This window comes from Streptococcus bouchesdurhonensis, from assembly GCF_948472335.1.
In genome coordinates, this window is record NZ_CAOKTW010000002.1 from 331,262 (window position 1) to 353,322 (window position 22,061).

The following is a 22,061-nucleotide window of genomic DNA, read 5'->3' on the forward strand; positions in this document are numbered from 1 at the left end:
CTTGGAGATAAGCTCAAAGGGTTGTTTGACCTCTTCAAGAAAGGTTTTGATGCAGCATTTAGACCAGAAGGTATTGAACGCATTAAGACCGCCTTAGACCAAATAGCTAAGACAATGGGAGAAATCGCTACTGATCCAAGAGTTGTGAATGCCTTTAACCGAATGGCTGAGAAAATCGCTTATGCTTTAGGGCAAGTGACAGGCTCAATAGCTACTATCGGTCTAGGTATCGGTGTTTTCCTTGCCGAAAGTATTGCAAATGGTCTTGGAAGGCAAAAAGAACGCATTACCAGGGCGCTAGTCGCTTTGTTTGATAATATTGGTAACATTGCAGAGGCAGTAGGAAACATCGCTCAGGCCTTTTCTAGTGCTTTCTACGACGTCATTACCTCAACCGGTGCGGTTCGTATAGGTAGTGCTATTGTGTCAACTCTATTAAGCTTGACATCTACCATTGTTGAAGTCGGTAGCAAATTAGCAGGAAGTTTGTTTAAAGGTTTTGAAAAAGTCGTTGTGACAAGCGCTCCTAAAATTTCATCAGTCTTCCAAAGTTTATTAGATACTGTTGCGCCTGTATTTGAGAGCATTGAAAGGTCTGTTAACAAATTTGGCGATGGCTTAAGTCGTGTTTATGATGAACATGTAGTCCCTGCTATTAACTCTATTGCTAATGCTTTTAATGGGCTAATTGATATTATTCAAATACTTTGGGAAGGAAGTTGGAAGCCTTTTGCAGAGTTCTTGTCTAACACATTCGGTATAAGTATTGAAACTGTCGCTGATTTAGTAGGTGGTATCATACTAGAGGCATTGAAGTTACTAGCTGATACAATCAAGCTAGTAGCTGATGGTTTTACTGCTTTTTCAGATTGGTGTAAAGAAAATAAAGAGATTATCTCCACGATCGCTAATGCGATTGGTACGCTTGCAACCGTGTGGCAAGGAATTAAGTTCTTGTCTTGGGCGGAACAAGCTGGAGGACTTGCAGGAGCATTCGAATTATTAAGTGGTAAGGTTTCATTTATTGTTAGCGGAATTAAAGATCTTGGACTAGCTTTAAAAGCTTTGACATTTGATAAATTGGTCAGCTTCGGAGAAACCATCTATTTGAATGCATTGTATGCAAAAGACTTTGTAGTCAATTCAGGTAAAACAATTGCACAGCTAGGGAAAACTGCTTTAGAACTTGGTAAATCAGCTCTAGCATGGACTGCTCATACAGCGAAAATGGGATTAGCAACCGCGGCGGAATTTGCACATTCTGTGGCAGCAGGAGTCGCTACAGCTGCAACATGGGCTTTTAATGCAGCGTTAGCAGTTTTGACAAGTCCAATAACCTTAGTTATTGCAGCAATCGCAGCCTTAATTGCTATTGGTGTCTTGCTCTACCAAAATTGGGACACTGTTGTTGAGTTTGCTAAAACAGCATGGCAAGGACTATGTGATTTTATCAGTGGTATTTGTCAAGCTATCGGCGAATTTTTCAGCGGTCTATGGACGAAACTCCAAGAAATCTTTGAGCCAATAGGTCAATGGTTTGGCGAGAAGTTCCAGCAAGGATGGGATGCAATAAGCAATACATTTAGCAAGTTGGGCTCTTGGTTTGGTGACCGTTGGAACGAATCTAAAGATGCGCTTGCCGAAGCAAACACTTGGTTAGGTGATAAATTCAAGTCCGGTAGGGATAAAGTGAACTCAGCTTTTGAAAAAGTTGGCTCTTGGTTCGGTGACCGTTGGAATGATATCAAAGATGGAGTAAAAGAAGCTGATACATGGTTTGGAGAGAAATTTGAGAGTGCAAAAAAGAAAACTCAGAATCCTTTCCAAAAAATCGGTTCTTGGTTTGGTGATAGATGGAAAAATATGCAAGATGCCTTGAAAGAAATCCCCAACTGGTTCAAGAATCTGTTTAATGATGCAATGGATAATGCTAAAAACATCGTTAAAAGTGGTATCGATAAACTAAAAAGCTTCTTTAACTTTGATTGGAGCTTACCAAAAATCAAACTCCCTCACTTTAATATATCTGGTAGCTTCAGCTTGATGCCTCCTAGAATTCCATCATTCTCTGTAGATTGGTATGCACGAGGCGGTGTATTCAACTCTCCTAGCATCATTGGGGTCGGAGAAGCTGGTCAAGAAGCGGTAATGCCTCTTGAACGGAATACAGGATGGATTTCTATCTTGGCTCAAAAACTGGCTGAAAGAATGCCTGCTAATAATGTACCTACAGGTTATTCATTACCGGCTGGCGACATCGTTATCCAAATCGCAGGCCATGAGTTCGGACGGGTAGCTATCCAAGAAATTAACAAGGAACATGAACGAGCAGGTCAAACCTTGCTCAAGATTTAGGAGGTTAAATGGCACAATTGACAATCAATGGGGTGGCTGTGAAGCCTCCCAAATCTTTTCAGGTCGGTATTCAAGATATCGATGGAGAAACAGGGCGTAATGCCAATGGCGACATGGTGCGTGACCGTATCACGACTAAGCGAAAACTAGACTGTGAATGGGGCATGCTGACTCAGGAAGAAATGAGTCAGCTTTTACATGCTGTATCATCTGAATTTTTTGAGGTATCTTATTCAGACCCCATGGATGGGCAAGTCACAAAGACTTTCTACGTCGGTGATAGGACAGCTCCTAGCTATAGCTTTACTGAGAAGTTTAAACCTTGGTCTGGCGCTAAATTTAATCTGGTAGAGAGGTAAGAAAATGGATGCTTTAACCAGACGACAATTTGACAGAGCCATGTTTGCCAAGGAAAGGACGCTGACTATTCGTGTTGGTGATTATACTTCACGGGATATCAAAGAGGCTAGTTTTGAGTATGGCTACATCAAGGGCGATACTTATAAGCCTGGTGGAACCTGCGCTGGTAGCGGTAAAATTACCTTTACCAGTATCATTACCACGTTCAATAAGCTGGATACCCTGCACCCTGAGATTGGTCTACTGGTTGGGGATACCTACCAGTGGGTCAAGATGGGGGAATACTTCATCAACGATATTGAGATTGACCGAAACCGCAACACAACCACACTTGAACTTATGGATGGTATGTTTAAGCTCAATCGTGAGTATGTGACAGATTTGCATTTCCCAGCTGAAGTACGAGAGGTTATTCAGGAAATCTGCCTGAAAACAGGCATTGAGTTAGCGAATGACTATTTCGGAATCAGCGCGATGCGTTACCATGTCGAGCAAGTTCCTGAAGGAAAGAAACTTTCCTTTAGGGATATGCTGAGCGCTATGACTCAGATGATAGGGATGTCTTGTTTCTTCAACCGAGAAGGGAAGATGGAAATCCGTGATTTAACTGAGTCAAATATCACGATAAACGCAGACAGTTACTTCCTACATGGTTTAACCAAGAGTGAGATTGAGTATCAGATAGCTGGTATTACTTGTAAGACAGATAAGAAGCCTCTTACGGTTGGTATGAAGACAGGTCGGTCTTTGGAACTAGACAATGTCTTCATGACCCAGAGCGCTTTAAATGACCTGTATTACAAGCTGAAAAACCTGACTTACTATCCGTATAATCTCAACTACCAAGGGCATTTACTGCTTGAGGTTGGGCAGTGGGTAACCATTCAGACCAACAAGAAAGAAACCTTTAAAGTTCCTGTCTTAAGTCAGAGCTTTACTTTCAAAGGTGGTCTAAGAGGTCGTATCAGCGCAGATAGTAAAGCTGGAAATGATACGCAGTATTCTTACGAGGGTACGATTACCAAGCAGATTAAGCAACAAGATGGCATTGAAGCCAAAATCCAAGCGCAGATTGAAGCAGCAGATAAAGATTTTGACCAAAAGGTCGACAAAATCAAAAAGGACTTTAACGATCAAGTAGAACTTGCCAAGGCTAAGGCGGAAGAAGTCAAGCAAGAAGTGTCTGACACTATCAATCAGCGTTTCAATAGCTTTCATGATGAACCTTTACGAGAATCAAGGCGCAAGGCTGAGGAAGCTTTGAGACAAGCTGGCGCAAGTAGCTCTCTTGCTCAGGAAGCCAAGCAGATTGGGCTGGATTCTGTTGCTAGACTTGAAGCGTTTAAGTCGCAGACTAGGAGTGCTCAGACGGCTTTGTCGGGTGATTTGAATCTTCTAAAGCAGACAGTTACCAATGATATAAGCTCCAAGCAAAGGCAACTTAAAACTGACATTTCCAAACAAGTTCAAGCTCTCGGTCAGATAAAGAATGACTTGGCTGGAGTCAGAAGCTCTCAGGCAAGATATGAAGAGACGACTAAAGGCAGGCTAACTGCACTGACGAACAGAATGGAAGGGAAAGCTAACAAATCAGAAGTCAGGCAAACAGCAGAGACTCTGACGAGTCAGATAGACCGTATACAAGAAGAGAGCTCTACTCGTATTTCAACAATGACCTCTCGTTTTAATCAGCGCGCTGATGCGCTTGATGCTGGAGTGAGGCGTTTGACTGAAGGTCTCAGAACCAAAGCGGATATCAGCTCCCTCAACGTGACTGCTGAGAATATCCGGCAATCTGTGAAGAGTCTTGAGACAGACACGCAGAACAAACTAAATCAGAAGTTGAGTCAGGCTGAATTTGAGGTGCAGGCTGGCTCTATCCGTCAGGAAATCCTGAACGCAACCAAGGACAAGGCAGATAAGACATTGATTAGGGCTGAAGCAGGGAAATTACGAGAAGAATTTTCAAATATGCAAGTTGGTGGTCGGAACTATTATCGTGATTCCGAGAAAATTCAACAGTCTCGTTTTGGTTTTGTGTTTGATAATCTAGATCCCTATCTTTCAAAGTCCGATATTGGGACAACTTGGACTCTCTCGTTTGATTGTAAACTCGATGAAGTTGATGGTTCTTTTCCTTTCCATATGTCGCATGGTGGGGCGAATGGCTTTGGTATAGAGGGACGAAAAGAGTTCACTGCGACTAGGGAGTGGCAGCGATTTAGGCTTACAGGTCCGGTATTTTTTAAAGAGGATGCGCCCTCTGAATCCAAGCTACAGATGACCCTATTCAATTCAGATTTAGGATACGGAGGAACTATTTTCATTCGTAGGATTAAACTTGAAAAAGGTACCCTAGCGACAGACTGGAGTCCAGCGCTTGAAGACACCAATGGTCTCATCACACAAGCTAAGGCTAGCTTTGAGCGAACAGCGCAGGAATTGCGAACGGATTTGTCGGCTGTTCAGGCCTATGTTGCTCAAGATGGTCAAAGACAGAAAAGCTTACAGCGCTATACTCGTGAGGAGAGCGCGAGACAAGCAAGAGCAGTTCGTGAGCAGATATCCAGAGATTATGTAGGGAAATCAAGCTATCAAGAAGACGTGGAGGGGATTCATCGGAGAATTGAAGGAGTTAAAACGAGTGCGAATAGAGAAATAACTAGCCAAATAGCTAGCTATCGTCAATCTGCCGACGGGACATTTAGGGATATTTCAAGCCAAATAACAACTTATAAGCAGGATATGACCAGGAACATTGCGAACCTATCCCATCAACTGGCAGGTAAGGTAGAGACTACTGACTTCCAGCGTGTTAAGGAAACCAGTGAACTTTACGAGCGGATTTTGGGCAATAGTGAAAATGGAATTGCGGATAAGGTTGCTCGCATGGCTATGACCAATCAACTGTTTCAGGTTGAGGTTGGGAAATATAGTGTAAGCGGCCCTAACCTCATTAAGAATAGTGATTTTAAAAATGATACGAATAAATGGGTCTCAACTCAAAATTTAGGAAGATTGGTTAAGCATAGCTTTTATCACAACGGGCAGAAAGACCTTATGCGTTTAAGTAATGCAACTAAAAACAAAAACTTTTTGTCTAGTCACCGTTTTAATCTTGAACGAAATACTGACTATGTACTGAATTTTAGAGGATTTAACAACAGTGCTCTAGCAAGCTATGATGTTTATATTTTGGGACGAAGAGCAGGCGAGAGCGATGGATTCACAATCTTTAAGAAAGTTGTTAGCAGCAAGAAACTATCTACCTCTAGATGCGAAGATGTCTCAGTAACTTTTAATTCCGGAGAAATGGATAATGCTTACATTCGTTTTGAGAACAATGGCTCATCATCAGGAACAGCTGATTTGTATATTACAGAAGTTGACTTGTACAAAGGTTATAAACCTAGAACATGGCAACCACATCCAGAAGATGCAGTCGCAGATGCGAATAAGAAGCTTGAAGCAACGCAAACAAAAATGACTCAACTAGCTGGCTCCTGGTTGGTTCAAAACATCAACAGTGCAGGTGATTTGATTTCGGGTATCAATCTAGGAGCCAATGGTCATAATCGTCTTTCTGGGAAATTAACCCATATAACAGGCGAGACCCTGATTGACAGAGCAGTCATCAAGTCTGCCATGGTTGATAAGTTGAAGACAGCTAATTTTGAATCAGGTTCAGTAACGACAGCTGTTTTAGCTGCCGAAGCGGTCACAGCTGATAAGGTAAAGTTTGATCATGCCTTTATTCGAAAACTTATTGCCAACGACGCCTTTATTGGAGAACTAACTTCTAAACGTATCTTTGCGACTAAGATTGAATCAGTTGTGAATCGCTCGACTTTCTTAGAAGCTTATCAGGGTCAAATAGGAGGGTTTACAATTGGTCGTTTTGCTCAAGGAAGAGGTCGCTGGATTTCTGGTGTCAACCAATTCTCGGTCGGCATGGGAAACGGCGAAGGCGGAAGCTACAATGGCGAAAATACCGCATTTTGGGCGAACTGGGGTTACAGTTGGAACAGTCCTGGCCCCAATGCTTGGTATGTGACAACGTTAGGAAACATGCATTGCCGAAACGGAGCAAATTTCCACGGTAGGGTTGACTTTTCGGATAGATCAAGAGTGAATTTTTATAGTCAACCGTCGTTTTCAAATGGAGCAGTGATAAATGGTAGTTTGAGGGTGTCTGGTCGTATCACTTATAGTGGCGGTGAGTGGCTTTACTCACCTATATATAATAAATTATGGAAAGATACTTCACAAGGAGGTACCTGGCTATATTTGAATAGACAAGGTAACGGAGGTAGCGACTGGATTGAGATGAATAAAAGAATCTCAGACCGTCGCTATAAATCAAATATTCAAGACAGTCAAGTATCTGGTCTAGATGTCATCGAAAAGCTGAAGACTTACAGCTATCGTAAAGAATACGATGGCCAAATTGAGGATATCTCATGTGGTATCATGGCTCAGGATGTCCAGAAATATGCCCCTGAAGCATTCTATGAGAATCCTGACGGTGCATATTCATATCGCACATTTGAATTGGTGCCTTACTTAATCAAGGCCATTCAAGAATTAAATCAAAAAATAGAAAAAATGGAGAACAGACATGGATAATCACACAATCGACAAGCTAGTCGCTGAGTCACTCGTCGACCGTTTGGCTGATATCGAATTGAACTATGCGCATTTAAATGTACACCATAGGCTGGCTTTGGCTGAATTACAGGCCTTTAAGGCGGTGCTGGAATATGACCCAGCGCTTAAAGAACTTTTTGACGAAACGCAAGCTAAAATGAAAGGAAATAAGGAATGAATTACGAAGTAGCAATTAATCCCTACTTGAAAGGTGGGGAAAATGTAACAGTTGTCGCAATCAAGATGGAAAACAAGGGGCGCTATTCTTATGAGCAGTGCGAATTGCCAGGTGACCACACACAGGATAGTGAGGACGCCCTTATCCAAGCGGTTTTGGAATTGGTTCGCACCGAACTGGACCCGACTAGTGCCATTGTCAAGAACCAAGAACAATTGGCTAAGACGACGGAAGCGCTGGAGAGAGCCAACCAGCTCATGGATGGCATGCAGAAGGTCAATCTCCAGAATGCTCAGGATATTGAGGATATCTTAGCGCGATTGGAGGAGCTGGAAGCTCAAGGAGAGTCTGACCAGGAGGAGACCGACGAGGACACCCCTCAGGTTACGGACACAGAAAACCAAGCTGAAGAAGCACAACCAACCCCAGCGGTAGAAGATAAGAAAGAAAGCGAGAAAGAAGATGACATTTCTGAAACGACAAACCAAGAGAGCCCTAGTGAAGACAATGGAGGTAGCAGCAATGAGTAAGATTACACTAGACCAAGCCAAAATCGACATGTACATCAACCTACTGGAACGTGGAGCAGTTGACTTTTCATGGGTACATAAACGCTGGAAAGACCGTGTGCGCAAGGAATTGAAGCGACGTGGTTTGAGCCATCTGGCAAACTAGCGAGGTGTTTATGACAGAGATTGAGCACTTATTGATTCGGTTTCTCTTTTCTCTGATTCCTGTGGTTGTCTTGTACTTTTCCATGAAGGACAGGGCAACCAAGCAGGAAAATCGCATGACAGCCATAGAAAAAGACATTGAGAACTTACGCGAATTTCGAATGTCGGCTAACAAAAGACTGGATAACCATGACGAACAAAACAAGGCTATTCTGGTGCTGGCTGAACAGGTCAAATCGCTAGGTGAAGATGTGAGAGAACTGAAAACCTTGATACAAAGTAAACAGTAAAGAAAGAGGTGCAGAATGGTCTGTAATCTCAATATGACCAATCTCGCACAGATTGACGGCGGTCACCTGATTAAGCAAGGGGACTTGGCTTCCACCTTTGGTTTTGCCCTCTTAGACGAAGACTACCAAGTCATCTCCTCTCTGGAAGGGGAGCAGGCGCTGATCAGTCTGACCAAGGAGGGCTACCAGTGGAAGAAGCAGGTAGCTGTTACCAGTCAAGGTGTGAGTTTCCATCTGGACGCTATCTTGCCGATTGGGAGTTATCGCTTGGAAATCACGGCTGGAGGCTATGTTTTCCCTAGTGATAAATCTGTCCATATCAAGATAGTCGCCTCAGATAAGGAATTGGTTACAGAAGAAGTCCATGCTTTAAAAGAGCTGGATATTGCAAAAGAAGTCGAAAAACAGCTTGCAGGTAGAACTGTAGGCGAGAGCCCAGTAGGTCAGGAATTGCCAGACCTGCTCTTTTATTACAATTTAGGAAAGGTGTAACACAAAATGGATACTACAAAATTAACAGCATTCGCACAGGCAGTGGGGGAAGATAACAAAAAGGTAAACGAAGAGCTGAAAACGAAAGTCAGCACGTCTGACATGAACCAAGCAATTACCCGTGCTAAATCCGAGGTTAAGGCTGAAATCTTGGGTGAAGGTACCCCTGAGAATTTGGACACACTGAAAGAAATCGCAGAAAAAATCACAAGTATGGGACAAGATGAAAATAGCGCACTTCTTGGCAAAGTAACTGAAGTCAGCGGACGTGTAGACCAGATTGCCAACCTTGACTTGGTCGCAACCTATAACGCAGCGAAAGCGTGAGTGCTATGAGTAACCTTGAAAATCTAGCAAGAGCAATCGGTGAGGATGTCAAGGCTATCAAAGAAGACTCAGAGCTAAAGGATAGGGAGGTTAAGAAAAGACTGGACACCCTTGAGAGTAGACCGAAAGTCCATCCAGAAACCCTCGTTACAAAAGCGGAGCTGGAAGAGAAAGGCTACTTGACCTCCCACCAAGACTTGTCTACTTATGCCCAAAAATGGGAGTTGTACAATGATATCCCCATCAAGGCTAGGATTTCCGCCTTAGAAAATCGTCCATCATTCGATACGCTGACACCGACTCAACGGGATAGCTTAAAAGGGGATAATGGGCATAGTTTGAATGCCAGCGTTCGTATTGAGGGTTCTTATAAGAATGGCTCTACTAGCCGATTGAATTTGTTTGCGGATGTATTCTACGATGGCGAAGCAGTCACGAGCGGCTATACTCTTGATTATTACTACCGTGGTTTTGGCTATACAAACTGGCGTTCTTTGAGAAATCAGACCCCTGATTCAGCAGGAAAATTTGGCACATGGAGTGCTTCTCAGCGTTCTGGTGGTTGGTTTGAAGTTCGCATTGAAGTGAATTACAGAGGATTGAGAGCCTCTGCTTTTACCCATTTGGATAATGTCAACGATGGTGAACAAGGGCGAAGTGGAGTTCCAGGTCAGAACATTGTCAATCAGAACGGTTCGCAGGCACTCAACTATTGGGCCGGTACGCAAGAGCAGTACGATGCTATTACTACCAAAGACCCTCACACGATTTACGATATTTTTAAGTAGGTGAAGCTATGAGAGATAGAGTAAGAATCATGTTAGGAAGTAGAGAGATTGTCAAGCGCTATATTGGCGATAGGTTGGTGTGGTCGAGTGGACCGTCATTATTATTGGAAGTGTTAAACACAAGAATGTGGCAGTACTGGGGTGGGTACAATATTGATATTAAAGGTAATGATATTAAGGTTGCTGCTATACGATATGTACAACTCAATAATAGCAAATTAATAAGAATTCAGGCTGATATGTATAACCGAGGAGTCATATATCTAACTGGTACAAACTTAAGGGAGTATATAGGTAGCGTTAATGTTAAGTTTTATAGAGAATAGAAAGGGAACAACACATGACACAATTTAACGAACTCATCATTGCCTTTGCGACAGGCTTTTTAGCGGTAGTCGCAGGCAGCATGGTAAAAACAGTAAAAGATTATCTTTTGCGAAAAGGCGGAGAGAAAGCGGTGATTATCGCTGAAATCCTAGCCAAGAACGCAGTTCATGCCGTGGAGCAGGTAGCTCAAGAGACAGGTTTTAAAGGTGATGAAAAGCTTGAACAAGCTCGTGCTAAAATCCGTGCAGAGCTGACCAAATATAAGATCAGCATGACCGATAAGGACTTGGATACCTTTGTGGAGTCCGCAGTGAAGCAGATGAACGACGCTTGGAAAGGACAAGAGTAATGGATATCGATACAAGCAGACTACGTACAGGCTTGCCACAGGTTGGGGTGCAGCCTTACCGACAAGTCCATGCCCACTCAACAGGCAACCGCAACTCAACAGCTCAGAATGAGGCAGACTACCACTACAGAAAGAACCCTGAGCTTGGCTTCTTCTCTCACGTCGTTGGTAACGGCCGTGTCATGCAAGTAGGACCCGTAAACAAGGGCTCTTGGGATGTTGGTGGTGGTTGGAATGCGGAAAGCTATGCGGCAGTTGAATTGATTGAAAGCCATTCAACTAAAGAAGAGTTCATGACAGACTACCGTCTCTATATCGAACTCTTACGCAATCTAGCTGATGAAGCAGGTTTGCCGAAAACACTTGATACAGACGACTTGGCAGGTATCAAAACGCATGAATACTGTACTAATAACCAGCCTAACAACAACTCAGACCACGTTGACCCTTATCCATATCTTGCCAAATGGGGCGTTAGCCGTGAACAGTTCAAGCAGGATATTGAAAATGGCTTGACAATTGAAGTAGGCTGGCAGAAGAACGATATAGGCTATTGGTATGTACACTCAGACGGCTCTTATCCAAAAGACAAGTTTGAGAAGGTCAACGGCACCTGGTATTACTTCGACGGCTCAGGCTATATGCTTGCGAACCGCTGGAAGAAGCACACAGATGGTAATTGGTACTGGTTTGACCAGTCAGGCGAAATGGCGACAGGCTGGAAGAAAATCGCTGAGAAGTGGTATTATTTCGACGTAGAGGGCGCTATGAAGACAGGATGGGTCAAGTACAAAGATACTTGGTATTACCTTGACGGTAAAGAAGGTGCTATGGTATCAAACGCCTTTATCCAGTCAGCGGACGGAACAGGCTGGTACTACCTCAAACCAGACGGAACGATGGCAGACAAGCCAGAGTTCACAGTAGAGCCAGACGGCTTGATTACGACTAAATAGAAAGGCTTCAAAATAGATTACACCAACCGCAGGCTCAGGCTTGCGGTTTTTTTATTTTACAAAAACACACATTTTGAACGATTAGAAAGCAAAATCACAATCCTATTGTTCAAAAAAGCGTTTACATGAAGAATAGAGAGGTATTTTGTCAAAAATAAAAACAGTGACTGAAATCACTGCTTATCAGTTGTAGCAAATTCATAAAGTTTTTCCGCTGTGAGAAGTGCCATTTTGTCCATGCTTGTTTTTCCTTTTCTGAGATCAGAAACAGTAGTCCATGGAACTCCAGCACCTTGCGAAATAGTAGATGTAGACATCGAACTGTCTAGCAATTCTTGAATAACTTTTCTCATCTTATTTGTCCTTTTTGTTTTTTAGATAAATATATACATTGATTGCAATTATAAAAATAGCTATTGCGCTGACCATTGCATTTCCTCTTTTCATTTGATAAAATAGAGGTGTGAGGGGCTTTCGCCCCAACCTCTTAGCGTTTACCTTTTTCTTTGACGGGATTTCGGTTTACGCTTTTTGTTTTGCCTTGCGACCGTTATTGCGGTCACTAGACTTGCGATAGCAGTTACCGTTTCAGGAATATTGTCTATTGCCTTTTCAAGTAACCTAAGCCAATCTTCTTTGTTCAATTTCATCACCCCCTTTCCTTATCTTGATTATATTATATCACGGTATACCGAGAAAGTCAAGAGTTTTGATGAAGTTTTTTAAAAAAACAGGGGGCAAAAAAGGGGCAAAAGTGTCGTAAATCTCTGTAAAATGATGTAAAAACATTTATTTAAAAGCTCAAAATATAGCTATTTTAAAAGGTATTGTAAGATATAGTAAAACGATGTAAAGGTATTTGTAAAAGCCGATGAATTATAAAACCACGCATCCTATGTGACTCGTGGTTCTTTTTTATAAACTAGTAGAGTGTTTTGGTTGTACTTTTTGTTCAGGGTCTATGTAGTTGATAGCATTATTGACAGCAGTTGGAGCTTCTCCGAGACCTGTCGCAATCAAGTCAATTTTTCCGTCATAGTAGCAGCAGTCACCAATAGCATAGATACCTGCTTGGCTGGATTCCTGTTTGCTGTTGACGATAATCTTGTGTCGGTTGAGTTCCAACCCCCAGTTTTTAAGATTACCGACAGAAGATTTGAAACCATAGTTGACAAAGAGGTGATCTAAGTCAATCGTTTCGGTTTCATCAGATTTGACTTTTGTGATTTCAAGTTTATCAATCGTGTTTCCATCTCCAAGGAGTTGGCTAGGGACGAATGGTGTCTTGATGGTCACAGATGATTCTTGCAAGGCTTGAACGCTGTGTTCCAAGGCACGGAAATTATCTCTGCGGTGAACAAGGGTAGTTGGTGCGATTTTTTCAAAAGCCAAAGTCCAATCCACAGCCGAATCTCCCCCACCAAGAATGGTCACTTTCTTACCAGCGTATTGCTGAATGTTAGAAACGTGGTAGTGGATATTTTCATAGCTCTCAACCCCTTCAAGTTCCAGCGGACGTGGTTTGAAGGCACCGCCACCCATAGCGATGATAACTGTTTTAGTCAGGTGACTTCCTTTAGAAGTTGTGATGGCAAATTCTTCTTCTTGTTTGTCAATCTCAAGAACCGTTTCATTGAGATGAATAGGGGTATCAAAGCTGTTTAGCTGTTCAATCAAGCGGTTAGTCAACTCTTCTCCAGTCAGGTTTGGGAAGCCTGGTACGTCTAGGATTTCCTTTTCAGGGTAGAGAATAGCAGGTTGTCCACCTAGCTGGGGAAGAGAGTCGATGATTTGAACCTTGGCTTGGCGTAGGTGGGCATAAAAGGCTGCAAAAAGCCCGACAGGACCACCACCCACAATGGTAATATCATAGAGTTGAGACATAGTTTCTCCTTTGTTTTTTCTAGTCAGTTTATTTTATCATATTTTTGTTCAATGTAAAATGGACTAGGATAGGGAAAAAAATGCCAGAAAATGGTATAATAGGATGAAAGTGTTTTGATAGGGAGGATATCAGGGATGAATTTTCAACAATTATCCAATCTGCAATATTGGACCAGTTTGTTTGCAAGTCCATGGACGATAGCTATCAATCTGATTGATATTTTGATTGTTGCTTATATTTTATACCATTTTACAAAAGCTATTGCAGGAACCAAGATTATGATTTTGGTACGTGGAGTTTTGGTGTTTATTTTAGCTCAAATCCTTGCAAATATGATTGGTTTGACTACGATTTCTTGGTTAATCAATCAAATTATTACTTATGGGGTTATTGCGGCGGTTGTTATCTTCTCTCCAGAGATTCGGACTGGTTTGGAACGTTTGGGAAGAGCGACAGATTTCTTTTCCAATGCCCCTATTAGTGCTGAGGAACAGATGATTCGTGCCTTTGTTAAGTCTGTTGAATACATGAGTCCTCGTAAAATCGGGGCCTTGGTTGCTATTCAGCGTGTACGTACCTTGCAGGAGTATATTTCGACAGGAATTCCCTTGGATGCTAAGATTTCTGCAGAACTTCTCATTAACATTTTTATTCCCAACACTCCCCTACATGATGGTGCGGTGATTATCAAAGAAGAACGTATTGCTGTGACGTCTGCCTATCTGCCCTTGACAAAAAACATAGGGATTTCCAAGGAATTTGGGACCAGACACCGGGCGGCTATCGGTTTATCAGAAGTCTCAGATGCCTTGACTTTTGTCGTATCAGAGGAAACGGGAGGAATTTCGATAACCTATAATGGAAGCTTTAAGCACAACCTAACACTTGATGAATTTGAAACAGAATTACGTGAAATCTTACTTCCAAAAGAGGAAGCGGGTCTTAGTTTTAAAGAACGATTGCTAGGAGGATGGAAACATGAAAAAAAATAGTTTATATATCATATCCTCACTCTCTTTTGCTTGTGTCTTATTTGTCTATGCTACGGCGACGAATTTTCAAAACAGTACCAGTGCTAGGCAGGTAAAAACGGAAACCTATACGAATACAGTAACAAATGTTCCTATTGACATACGCTATAATAGTGATGAGTATTTTATTAGCGGTTTTGCTTCAGAAGTCTCAGTGGTCTTGACTGGTGCAAATCGCCTATCGCTAGCTAGTGAAATGCAAGAAAGCACACGTAAATTCAAGGTTACTGCTGACCTAACAGATGCCAGTGTTGGAACGATTGAAGTTCCTTTGAGCATTGAAGATTTACCCAATGGGCTGACCGCTGTGGCGACTCCGCAAAAAATTACAGTCAAGATTGGGAAGAAGGCTCAGAAGGATAAGGTAAAGGTTGTACCAGAGATTGACCCTAGTCAAATTGATAGTCGGGTACAGATTGAAAATGTCACGGTGTCAGATGAAGAAGTGTCGATTACGAGTGATCAAGAGACATTGGATAGAATTGATAAGATTATCGCTGTCTTGCCAACTAGCGAACACATAACAGGTAATTACAGTGGTTCAGTACCTTTGCAGGCAATCGACCGCAATGGTGTTGTCTTACCGACAGTTATCGCTCCCTTTGATACAACAATGAAGGTAACTACAAAACCAGCAGCACCAAGTTCAAGCACATCAAATTCAACTACAAGCAGTTCATCGGAGACATCTTCGTCAACGAAAGCAACTAGTTCAAAAACGAATTAAAAATAGAAAAAGGATTTTATAAAAATGGGTAAATATTTTGGGACTGATGGAGTCCGTGGAGAAGCTAATGTGGAACTTACTCCAGAATTAGCTTTTAAGCTAGGACGTTTTGGAGGCTATGTTCTTAGTCAACATGAAACGGAAGCACCGAAAGTCTTTATAGGACGTGACACACGTATTTCAGGGGAAATGCTAGAATCTGCCTTGGTAGCTGGTCTTCTATCTGTAGGAATTCACGTATACAAACTAGGTGTTCTGGCGACACCAGCAGTAGCTTACTTGGTAAAAACTGAGGGAGCAAGCGCCGGTGTCATGATTTCTGCTAGCCACAACCCAGCCCTTGATAATGGAATCAAGTTCTTTGGCGGTGATGGCTTCAAACTAGATGACGAAAAAGAAGCAGAAATTGAAGCCTTGCTAGATGCTGCGGAAGACACTCTTCCTCGTCCAAGTGCAGAAGGCTTGGGAACCTTGGTAGATTATCCAGAAGGCTTGCGTAAGTATGAAGGCTACCTTGTTTCAACTGGAACTCCTCTTGAAGGAATGAAGGTTGCCTTGGATACAGCTAATGGTGCAGCTTCTACAAGTGCCCGTCAAATCTTTGCAGACCTTGGTGCTCAGTTGACTGTTATAGGGGAAACACCAGATGGTCTTAACATCAACCTTAATGTTGGTTCAACCCACCCAGAAACCCTTCAAGAAGTGGTCAAAGAAAGCGGCTCAGCTATTGGTTTGGCCTTTGATGGAGACAGTGACCGTTTGATTGCTGTTGATGAAAATGGCGACATCGTCGATGGTGACAAGATTATGTACATCATTGGGAAATACCTTTCTGAAAAAGGACAATTGGCTCAAAATACAATTGTGACAACTGTTATGTCTAACCTTGGTTTCCACAAGGCCTTGGATCGCGAAGGTATTAACAAGGTAGTCACTGCAGTTGGCGACCGCTACGTTGTTGAAGAAATGCGAAAATCAGGCTACAACCTCGGTGGTGAACAATCTGGGCACGTTATCTTGATGGACTACAATACAACAGGTGATGGTCAATTATCCGCTGTCCAATTGACAAAAATCATGAAGGAAACTGGTAAGAGCTTGTCAGAGTTGGCAGCAGAAGTAACCATCTATCCACAAAAATTAGTCAATATCCGAGTGGAAAATGCCGTGAAGGAAAAGGCTATGGAAGTGCCAGCTATCAAGGCTATCATCGAGAAGATGGAAGAAGAAATGGCAGGGAATGGTCGTATCTTAGTACGCCCAAGTGGAACAGAGCCCCTCTTGCGTGTTATGGCAGAAGCGCCTACCACAGAAGAAGTTGACTACTATGTTGATACCATCGCAGACGTAGTTCGAGCTGAAATTGAGATGGACTAAAACTTAGAAAACTAGATGAAAATAAAAAATTATGGTACAATAGCTTATAATATTGTAGCCGAGGGAGAAAGATATGAATCTTAAACGTGAACAAGAATTTGTTAGTCAGTATCATTTTGATGCGCGTAATTTTGAATGGGAAAATGAAAATGGAGCTCCTGAAACTAAGGTGGATGTGAACTTCCAATTGCTCCAACATAATCAAGAAAATCAAGTGACTTCCTTGATTGTCATCTTGACATTTATGATTGTATTTGATAAGTTTGTCATCAGTGGAACCATTTCACAGGTAAATCATATCGATGGCCGTATTGTCAATGAACCAAGTGAATTGAGCCAAGAAGAAGTGGAAACTTTGGCTCGTCCATGTTTGAATATGCTCAACCGTTTGACTTACGAAGTAACTGAAATTGCATTAGACTTACCAGGAATCAATTTGGAGTTCTAATATGAAACTAGCTGTTATCACAGATTCTTCTGCCTATCTCAGTGCAGAGACCTTGCAAAGAGAAGATTTGTATGTCTTGGATATTCCTGTCAATATTGATGGTGAGGAGTATGTCGAAGGCATCAATCTGACTGCTGAGGAATTTTACCCAAAAATGGCTCAGGCTTCTGAATTGCCTAAGACCAGTCAACCAAGTATTGCCAAGTTAGATGAGATCTTAACTTCGCTCAAAGAACAAGGTTATACACATGCCTTGGGGCTGTTCCTATCTTCTGGAATTTCAGGTTTTTACCAAAATATTCAGTATATGGTGGATGACTATGAAGGTTTAACCATTGCTTTCCCAGACACTTTGATTACAAGCGCTCCCCTAGGCATCATGGTTGAAAGCGTCTTTAACTGGCGAGATCAGGGCGATGATTTTGCTATCATTCAGGATAAGCTAGCTATTCAAATCAGCCGTACGTCAGCTTTTATCATGGTAGATGACCTGGATCATTTGGTAAAAGGTGGGCGCCTTTCAAATGGGGCTGCCATTTTGGGCAATTTGCTTAGCATTAAGCCAATCCTTTATTTTAACGATCAAGGTGTGATTGAAGTTTACGAAAAAGTTCGTACGGAAAAGAAAGCAACCAAGCGCTTGATTGAAATCATCAAGGAAACAACGGCTTCAGGCCAATATCGGGTCATTGTCATTCATGGGAATGCTCCTGAAAAGGCTGAAGAATTGCGTCAGCACTTGATTGAATCTGGATTAAGTTCAGATGTTTCGCTTGCTACATTCGGTAGTGTCATTGGAACCCACCTAGGAGCAGGAAGTATTGCTCTGGGTTATATTCCAGTGATTTAGTTGGCACTTTTAGGCTAGTTAAGATGCCTTGTATCTTAGCAATTGAACACGGACTACCTGCCTCTTGAAAAAAGATGCCTGTCTTGCCTTTCGTGGGAAGTCAGCGCCATTCCCTATTTTTCATGGGTAGCTAACGTCCTTTGTATCTTAGACAGGAGTAGAGATGAGTATTCGAGTAATTATTGCTGGTTTTAAGGGAAAGATGGGTCAAGCTGCTTGTCAGATGGTCTTGGCTGATCCAGACTTGGACTTGGTAGCAGTTTTGGATCCTTTTGAGTCTGAGTCAGAATGGCAGGGAATTCCTGTTTTCAAGGATAAGGCTGATTTAGCAGGCTTTGAAGCGGATGTTTGGGTAGATTTTACAACTCCAGCTGTTGCCTATGAAAATACACGCTTTGCTCTTGAAAATGGCTTTGCTCCAGTAGTTGGAACGACTGGCTTCACGAGTGAAGAAATTACAGAGCTAAAAGTATTTTCTCGTGCCCAAGATTTGGGTGGCTTGATCGCTCCCAATTTTGCCTTGGGTGCTGTCTTGCTTATGCAATTTGCAAGGCAGGCTGCTAAATATTTCCCCAATGTGGAGATTATCGAGCTCCATCATGACAAGAAAAAGGATGCTCCGAGTGGAACAGCTATTAAAACGGCTGAGTTAATGGCAGAAGTTCGAGAGTCTATTCAGCAAGGTGCGCCTGATGAGGAAGAATTGATTGCAGGTGCCCGTGGTGCTGACTTTGATGGCATGCGGATTCACTCAGTTCGTTTACCAGGCTTGGTAGCCCATCAGGAAGTCATCTTTGGCAATCAGGGAGAAGGATTGACGCTCCGTCATGACTCCTATGATCGCAGCTCCTTCATGACAGGGGTGAATTTGGGAATTAAAGAAGTTGTCAAGCGTCATGAGCTTGTCTATGGATTAGAACACTTATTATGAGATTAACGCAAATGCCTTCTGAATTTCAGAAGGCTTTACCAGTATTAGAAAAAATTAAAGAAGCAGGTTTTGAGGCCTATTTTGTTGGAGGTTCTGTTCGAGATGCCCTTCTCAATCGCCCTATCCATGATGTGGATATTGCGACGTCTTCTTATCCAGAAGAGACCAAGCAGATTTTTCCGCGAACAGCCGATATCGGAATCGAGCATGGAACCGTCTTGGTCTTAGATGGGGATGAGGAGTATGAGGTAACCACCTTTCGGACAGAGGATGTCTATGTGGACTATCGCAGACCCAGTGCGGTTTCTTTTGTTCGCTCGCTAGAAGAAGACCTTAAGCGCCGTGATTTTACAGTCAATGCCTTTGCCTTGGATGAGACAGGGGAAATCATTGACTTGTTTCATGGTTTAGAAGATTTGGAAAAGCAAGTCTTACGAGCGGTTGGAGTGGCTAGTGAGCGTTTCAACGAAGATGCTCTACGAATTATGCGTGGTTTCCGTTTTCAGGCTAGTCTTGGCTTTGAATTTGAGCCAGAAACCTTTAAAGCTATGAAGACATTGACGCCACTTTTGGAGAAAATTTCTGTGGAGCGTACCTTCGTTGAGTTTGATAAACTCTTGCTGGCTCCATTTTGGAGAAGGGGCTTGGCTTCCATGATTGAGAGTCAAGCTTATGACTATCTCCCTGATCTGGCATCTAGCCAAGACAAACTTAACAGACTGTTTGATTTAGAGACTGATTTCACCTTTGAATCTTCAGAGCAAGCTTGGGCGGCTCTACTGTGGGCTTTGGAGATTGAAAATGCGCAGCCATTTTTGAAAGCTTGGAAGACCTCACGTCAGTTTGCCAAGCAAGTTCAGGATTTGCTGACTATTTTGGCCTTGCGTGAAAAGGGAGAATTGAGCAAGCGCGATTGTTATCGCTTTGACTTGGAGTTGCTTTTACAGGCTGAAAATCTTCGTCAGACCCAGGGAAAACCAGTCAACCCACAAGTCATAACAGAAACCTATCAGAGTTTGACCATTCATGACAAGAAAGAAATTCAGATTAATGGTGGCGTTTTGATTAAGGAATATGGCTATCAACCAGGTCCAGATTTGGGAGAGATTTTAACAGAGATTGAATATGCCATTGTCGATGGAGAATTGGAAAATAACCGTCAAGCCATCCATGCTTATCTAAGGGAGAAAAAATGAGTAATTTTATCGTTGAAAAACTAAGTAAATCCGTCGGTGACAAGACCGTTTTTAAGGATATTTCCTTTATTATCCATGACCTAGACAGAATTGGTTTGATTGGTGTCAATGGGACTGGCAAGACCACCCTTTTAGATGTCCTTTCTGGTGTTTCTGGCTTTGATGGGGATGTCAGTCCCTTTTCAGCTAAGAATGATTACCAGATTGGCTACTTGACTCAAGATCCTGATTTTGATGATAGCAAGACGGTCTTGGATACGGTTCTTTCCAGCGACCTCAAGGAAATCCAGCTCATTCGTGAGTATGAGTTGATTATGCTCAACTACAGTGAGGACAAGCAGGCTCGTTTGGAGCGTGTCATGACGGAGATGGACTCTCTTCAAGCTTGGGAAATTGAGAGTCAGGTCAAGACCGTTCTTAGCAAATTGGGCATTCAGGACTTATCCACTCCAGTTGGGGAATTGTCAGGTGGTCTAAGAAGACGGGTCCAGTTGGCGCAAGTTCTTCTTGGCAACCACGACCTCTTGCTTCTGGATGAGCCGACCAACCATCTGGATATTGCGACTATTGAGTGGCTGACCCTCTTTTTGAAAAATTCCAAGAAGACCGTCCTTTTTATTACCCACGACCGCTATTTCCTAGATGCTTTGTCAACTCGGATTTTCGAATTGGATCGCGCAGGCTTGACCGAGTACCAGGGAAATTATCAGGATTATGTTCGCCTTAAGGCGGAACAGGACGAGCGCGATGCGGCTCTTCTCCACAAAAAGGAACAACTTTATAAGCAAGAATTGGCCTGGATGCGCAGACAACCGCAGGCGCGTGCAACCAAGCAACAAGCTCGTATCAATCGTTTCCATGACTTAAAGAAAGAGGTTTCAGGCAATACTGCTGAGACAGACTTGACCATGAACTTTGAAACCAGTCGGATTGGGAAGAAAGTCATCGAGTTTCAGGATGTTTCTTTTGCCTATGAAAACAAGCCCATTTTGCAAGATTTTAATCTCTTGGTGCAATCTAAAGATTGTATTGGTATTGTTGGTGACAACGGTGTTGGAAAATCGACCCTGCTCAACCTGATTGCAGGCAGTCTTGAGCCGACAACAGGACAAGTTGTGATTGGGGAAACTGTTCGCATTGCCTATTTCTCTCAGCAAATTGAGGGCTTGGATGAAAGCAAGCGAGTTATCAATTACTTGCAGGAAGTGGCAGAAGAGGTCAAGACCAGCGGTGGTTCTACGACTTCGATTGCAGAGTTGCTGGAGCAGTTCCTTTTCCCACGTTCGACGCATGGAACCTTAATTGAGAAATTGTCTGGGGGAGAGAAAAAACGTCTTTATCTCCTCAAACTGCTTTTGGAGAAACCAAATGTTCTTCTCTTGGACGAACCGACTAATGATTTGGATATTGCAACCTTGACAGTTTTGGAGAATTTCTTGCAAGGCTTTGCTGGTCCAGTTTTGACTGTTAGTCACGACCGCTATTTCTTGGATAAGGTAGCGACTAAGATTCTCGCTTTTGAGGATGGCAAGATTCGTCCTTTCTTTGGTCATTATACCGATTATCTTGATGAAAAAGCCTTTGAAACAGATATGGCCAATCAAGTTCAAAAGTCTGAAAAGGAGAAGGTCGTCAAGGTCAGAGAAGACAAGAAGCGCATGACCTATCAAGAAAAGCAGGAGTGGGCAAGTATTGAAGGTGATATTGAAACCTTGGAAAACCGTATCGCTGCTATTGAAGAGGAAATGCAGGCTAACGGCTCTGACTTTGGTAAGCTGGCTACTCTCCAAAAAGAATTGGATGAGAAAAATGAAGCACTCCTTGAAAAATACGAACGCTATGAGTATCTCAGTGACTTTGATAGTTAGAAGAA

Annotated in this window: 24 protein-coding genes; 21 read left to right on the forward strand and 3 right to left on the reverse strand. The window is 42.6% G+C overall.

The window, feature by feature from the left end; all coding sequences use genetic code 11:
• Positions 1–306 precede the first annotated feature (306 nt).
• The 13 genes from QMQ21_RS04545 to QMQ21_RS04605 are packed head-to-tail and all read left to right on the forward strand — an operon-like array spanning position 307 to position 11,743.
• A complete protein-coding gene (locus QMQ21_RS04545; protein ID WP_284524092.1) occupies positions 307–2,355 on the forward strand; it encodes a phage tail tape measure protein in 2,049 nt (682 codons plus the stop codon).
• 8 nt (positions 2,356–2,363) lie between these two features.
• A complete protein-coding gene (locus QMQ21_RS04550) occupies positions 2,364–2,714 on the forward strand; it encodes a DUF6711 family protein (protein ID WP_000068022.1) in 351 nt (116 codons plus the stop codon).
• A 4-nt stretch (positions 2,715–2,718) separates the two neighbouring features.
• Complete coding sequence (locus QMQ21_RS04555; protein WP_261813976.1) at positions 2,719–7,341, forward strand: tail fiber domain-containing protein; 4,623 nt, start codon at positions 2,719–2,721, stop codon at positions 7,339–7,341.
• A complete protein-coding gene (locus tag QMQ21_RS04560) occupies positions 7,334–7,540 on the forward strand; it encodes a hypothetical protein (RefSeq protein ID WP_000368698.1) in 207 nt (68 codons plus the stop codon). Before QMQ21_RS04555 ends, QMQ21_RS04560 begins: the two co-directional genes overlap by 8 nt.
• Entirely contained in the window at positions 7,537–8,070 is a 534-nt protein-coding gene (locus QMQ21_RS04565; protein ID WP_001105679.1) for a hypothetical protein, read from the forward strand. The genes QMQ21_RS04560 and QMQ21_RS04565 overlap by 4 nt, the downstream gene beginning before the upstream one ends.
• On the forward strand, positions 8,063–8,215 hold the full coding sequence (locus QMQ21_RS04570; RefSeq protein WP_000036642.1) for a hypothetical protein: 153 nt from the start codon (positions 8,063–8,065) through the stop codon (positions 8,213–8,215). Before QMQ21_RS04565 ends, QMQ21_RS04570 begins: the two co-directional genes overlap by 8 nt.
• A 10-nt stretch (positions 8,216–8,225) precedes the next feature.
• Positions 8,226–8,504 carry a DUF7365 family protein gene (locus QMQ21_RS04575; RefSeq protein ID WP_000134981.1) on the forward strand — a complete coding sequence of 93 codons (279 nt, stop codon included), beginning with the start codon at positions 8,226–8,228 and terminating at the stop codon, positions 8,502–8,504.
• A 15-nt stretch (positions 8,505–8,519) separates the two neighbouring features.
• Complete coding sequence (locus tag QMQ21_RS04580) at positions 8,520–8,996, forward strand: hypothetical protein (protein ID WP_023937796.1); 477 nt, start codon at positions 8,520–8,522, stop codon at positions 8,994–8,996.
• Between the two features lie 6 nt (positions 8,997–9,002).
• Positions 9,003–9,323 (forward strand): hypothetical protein, encoded by a 321-nt coding sequence (locus QMQ21_RS04585; protein WP_000381731.1) that lies wholly within the window; start codon positions 9,003–9,005, stop codon positions 9,321–9,323.
• 5 nt (positions 9,324–9,328) lie between these two features.
• Positions 9,329–10,111 carry a phage upper tail fiber protein gene (locus tag QMQ21_RS04590; protein ID WP_000067166.1) on the forward strand — a complete coding sequence of 261 codons (783 nt, stop codon included), beginning with the start codon at positions 9,329–9,331 and terminating at the stop codon, positions 10,109–10,111.
• 8 nt (positions 10,112–10,119) lie between these two features.
• Positions 10,120–10,437 (forward strand): hypothetical protein, encoded by a 318-nt coding sequence (locus QMQ21_RS04595; RefSeq protein ID WP_023937803.1) that lies wholly within the window; start codon positions 10,120–10,122, stop codon positions 10,435–10,437.
• Between the two features lie 14 nt (positions 10,438–10,451).
• Positions 10,452–10,787, forward strand: a complete 336-nt coding sequence (locus QMQ21_RS04600) for a phage holin (protein WP_138700001.1) — start codon at positions 10,452–10,454, stop codon at positions 10,785–10,787.
• Positions 10,787–11,743, forward strand: coding sequence for an N-acetylmuramoyl-L-alanine amidase family protein (locus QMQ21_RS04605; protein ID WP_172924298.1), 957 nt, complete (start codon positions 10,787–10,789; stop codon positions 11,741–11,743). Before QMQ21_RS04600 ends, QMQ21_RS04605 begins: the two co-directional genes overlap by 1 nt.
• A 173-nt stretch (positions 11,744–11,916) precedes the next feature.
• Here the strand turns inward: QMQ21_RS04605 and QMQ21_RS04610 are convergent, their stop codons facing one another.
• From QMQ21_RS04610 to QMQ21_RS04620, 3 genes are all read right to left on the reverse strand, one after another.
• Positions 11,917–12,096, reverse strand: coding sequence for a hypothetical protein (locus QMQ21_RS04610; protein ID WP_001233346.1), 180 nt, complete (start codon positions 12,094–12,096; stop codon positions 11,917–11,919).
• A 141-nt stretch (positions 12,097–12,237) separates the two neighbouring features.
• Complete coding sequence (locus QMQ21_RS04615) at positions 12,238–12,387, reverse strand: hypothetical protein (protein WP_001030863.1); 150 nt, start codon at positions 12,385–12,387, stop codon at positions 12,238–12,240.
• Positions 12,388–12,658: 271 nt separating this feature from the next.
• Positions 12,659–13,627 carry an NAD(P)/FAD-dependent oxidoreductase gene (locus QMQ21_RS04620; RefSeq protein ID WP_000081020.1) on the reverse strand — a complete coding sequence of 323 codons (969 nt, stop codon included), beginning with the start codon at positions 13,625–13,627 and terminating at the stop codon, positions 12,659–12,661.
• A gap of 135 nt (positions 13,628–13,762) precedes the next feature.
• Between QMQ21_RS04620 and cdaA the strand changes: the two genes are divergently transcribed.
• From cdaA to QMQ21_RS04660, 8 genes are all read left to right on the forward strand, one after another.
• Entirely contained in the window at positions 13,763–14,620 is an 858-nt protein-coding gene (gene cdaA / locus QMQ21_RS04625; protein WP_261813977.1) for a diadenylate cyclase CdaA, read from the forward strand.
• Positions 14,607–15,386, forward strand: a complete 780-nt coding sequence (locus QMQ21_RS04630; protein ID WP_261813978.1) for a CdaR family protein — start codon at positions 14,607–14,609, stop codon at positions 15,384–15,386. The genes cdaA and QMQ21_RS04630 overlap by 14 nt, the downstream gene beginning before the upstream one ends.
• A gap of 24 nt (positions 15,387–15,410) precedes the next feature.
• On the forward strand, positions 15,411–16,763 hold the full coding sequence (glmM, locus tag QMQ21_RS04635) for a phosphoglucosamine mutase (RefSeq protein WP_023937395.1): 1,353 nt from the start codon (positions 15,411–15,413) through the stop codon (positions 16,761–16,763).
• Positions 16,764–16,836: 73 nt separating this feature from the next.
• Positions 16,837–17,211, forward strand: coding sequence for a DUF1149 family protein (locus tag QMQ21_RS04640; RefSeq protein WP_001050094.1), 375 nt, complete (start codon positions 16,837–16,839; stop codon positions 17,209–17,211).
• Between the two features lies 1 nt (position 17,212).
• Positions 17,213–18,061 carry a DegV family protein gene (locus tag QMQ21_RS04645; RefSeq protein ID WP_023933188.1) on the forward strand — a complete coding sequence of 283 codons (849 nt, stop codon included), beginning with the start codon at positions 17,213–17,215 and terminating at the stop codon, positions 18,059–18,061.
• Positions 18,062–18,224: 163 nt separating this feature from the next.
• Positions 18,225–18,992, forward strand: coding sequence for a 4-hydroxy-tetrahydrodipicolinate reductase (dapB, locus tag QMQ21_RS04650; RefSeq protein WP_000027869.1), 768 nt, complete (start codon positions 18,225–18,227; stop codon positions 18,990–18,992).
• Positions 18,989–20,188: a CCA tRNA nucleotidyltransferase gene (locus QMQ21_RS04655; protein WP_023937398.1), complete on the forward strand. Its 1,200-nt coding sequence runs from the start codon at positions 18,989–18,991 to the stop codon at positions 20,186–20,188. Before dapB ends, QMQ21_RS04655 begins: the two co-directional genes overlap by 4 nt.
• Positions 20,185–22,056: an ABC-F family ATP-binding cassette domain-containing protein gene (locus QMQ21_RS04660; RefSeq protein WP_261813979.1), complete on the forward strand. Its 1,872-nt coding sequence runs from the start codon at positions 20,185–20,187 to the stop codon at positions 22,054–22,056. Before QMQ21_RS04655 ends, QMQ21_RS04660 begins: the two co-directional genes overlap by 4 nt.
• Positions 22,057–22,061: the final 5 nt, after the last annotated feature.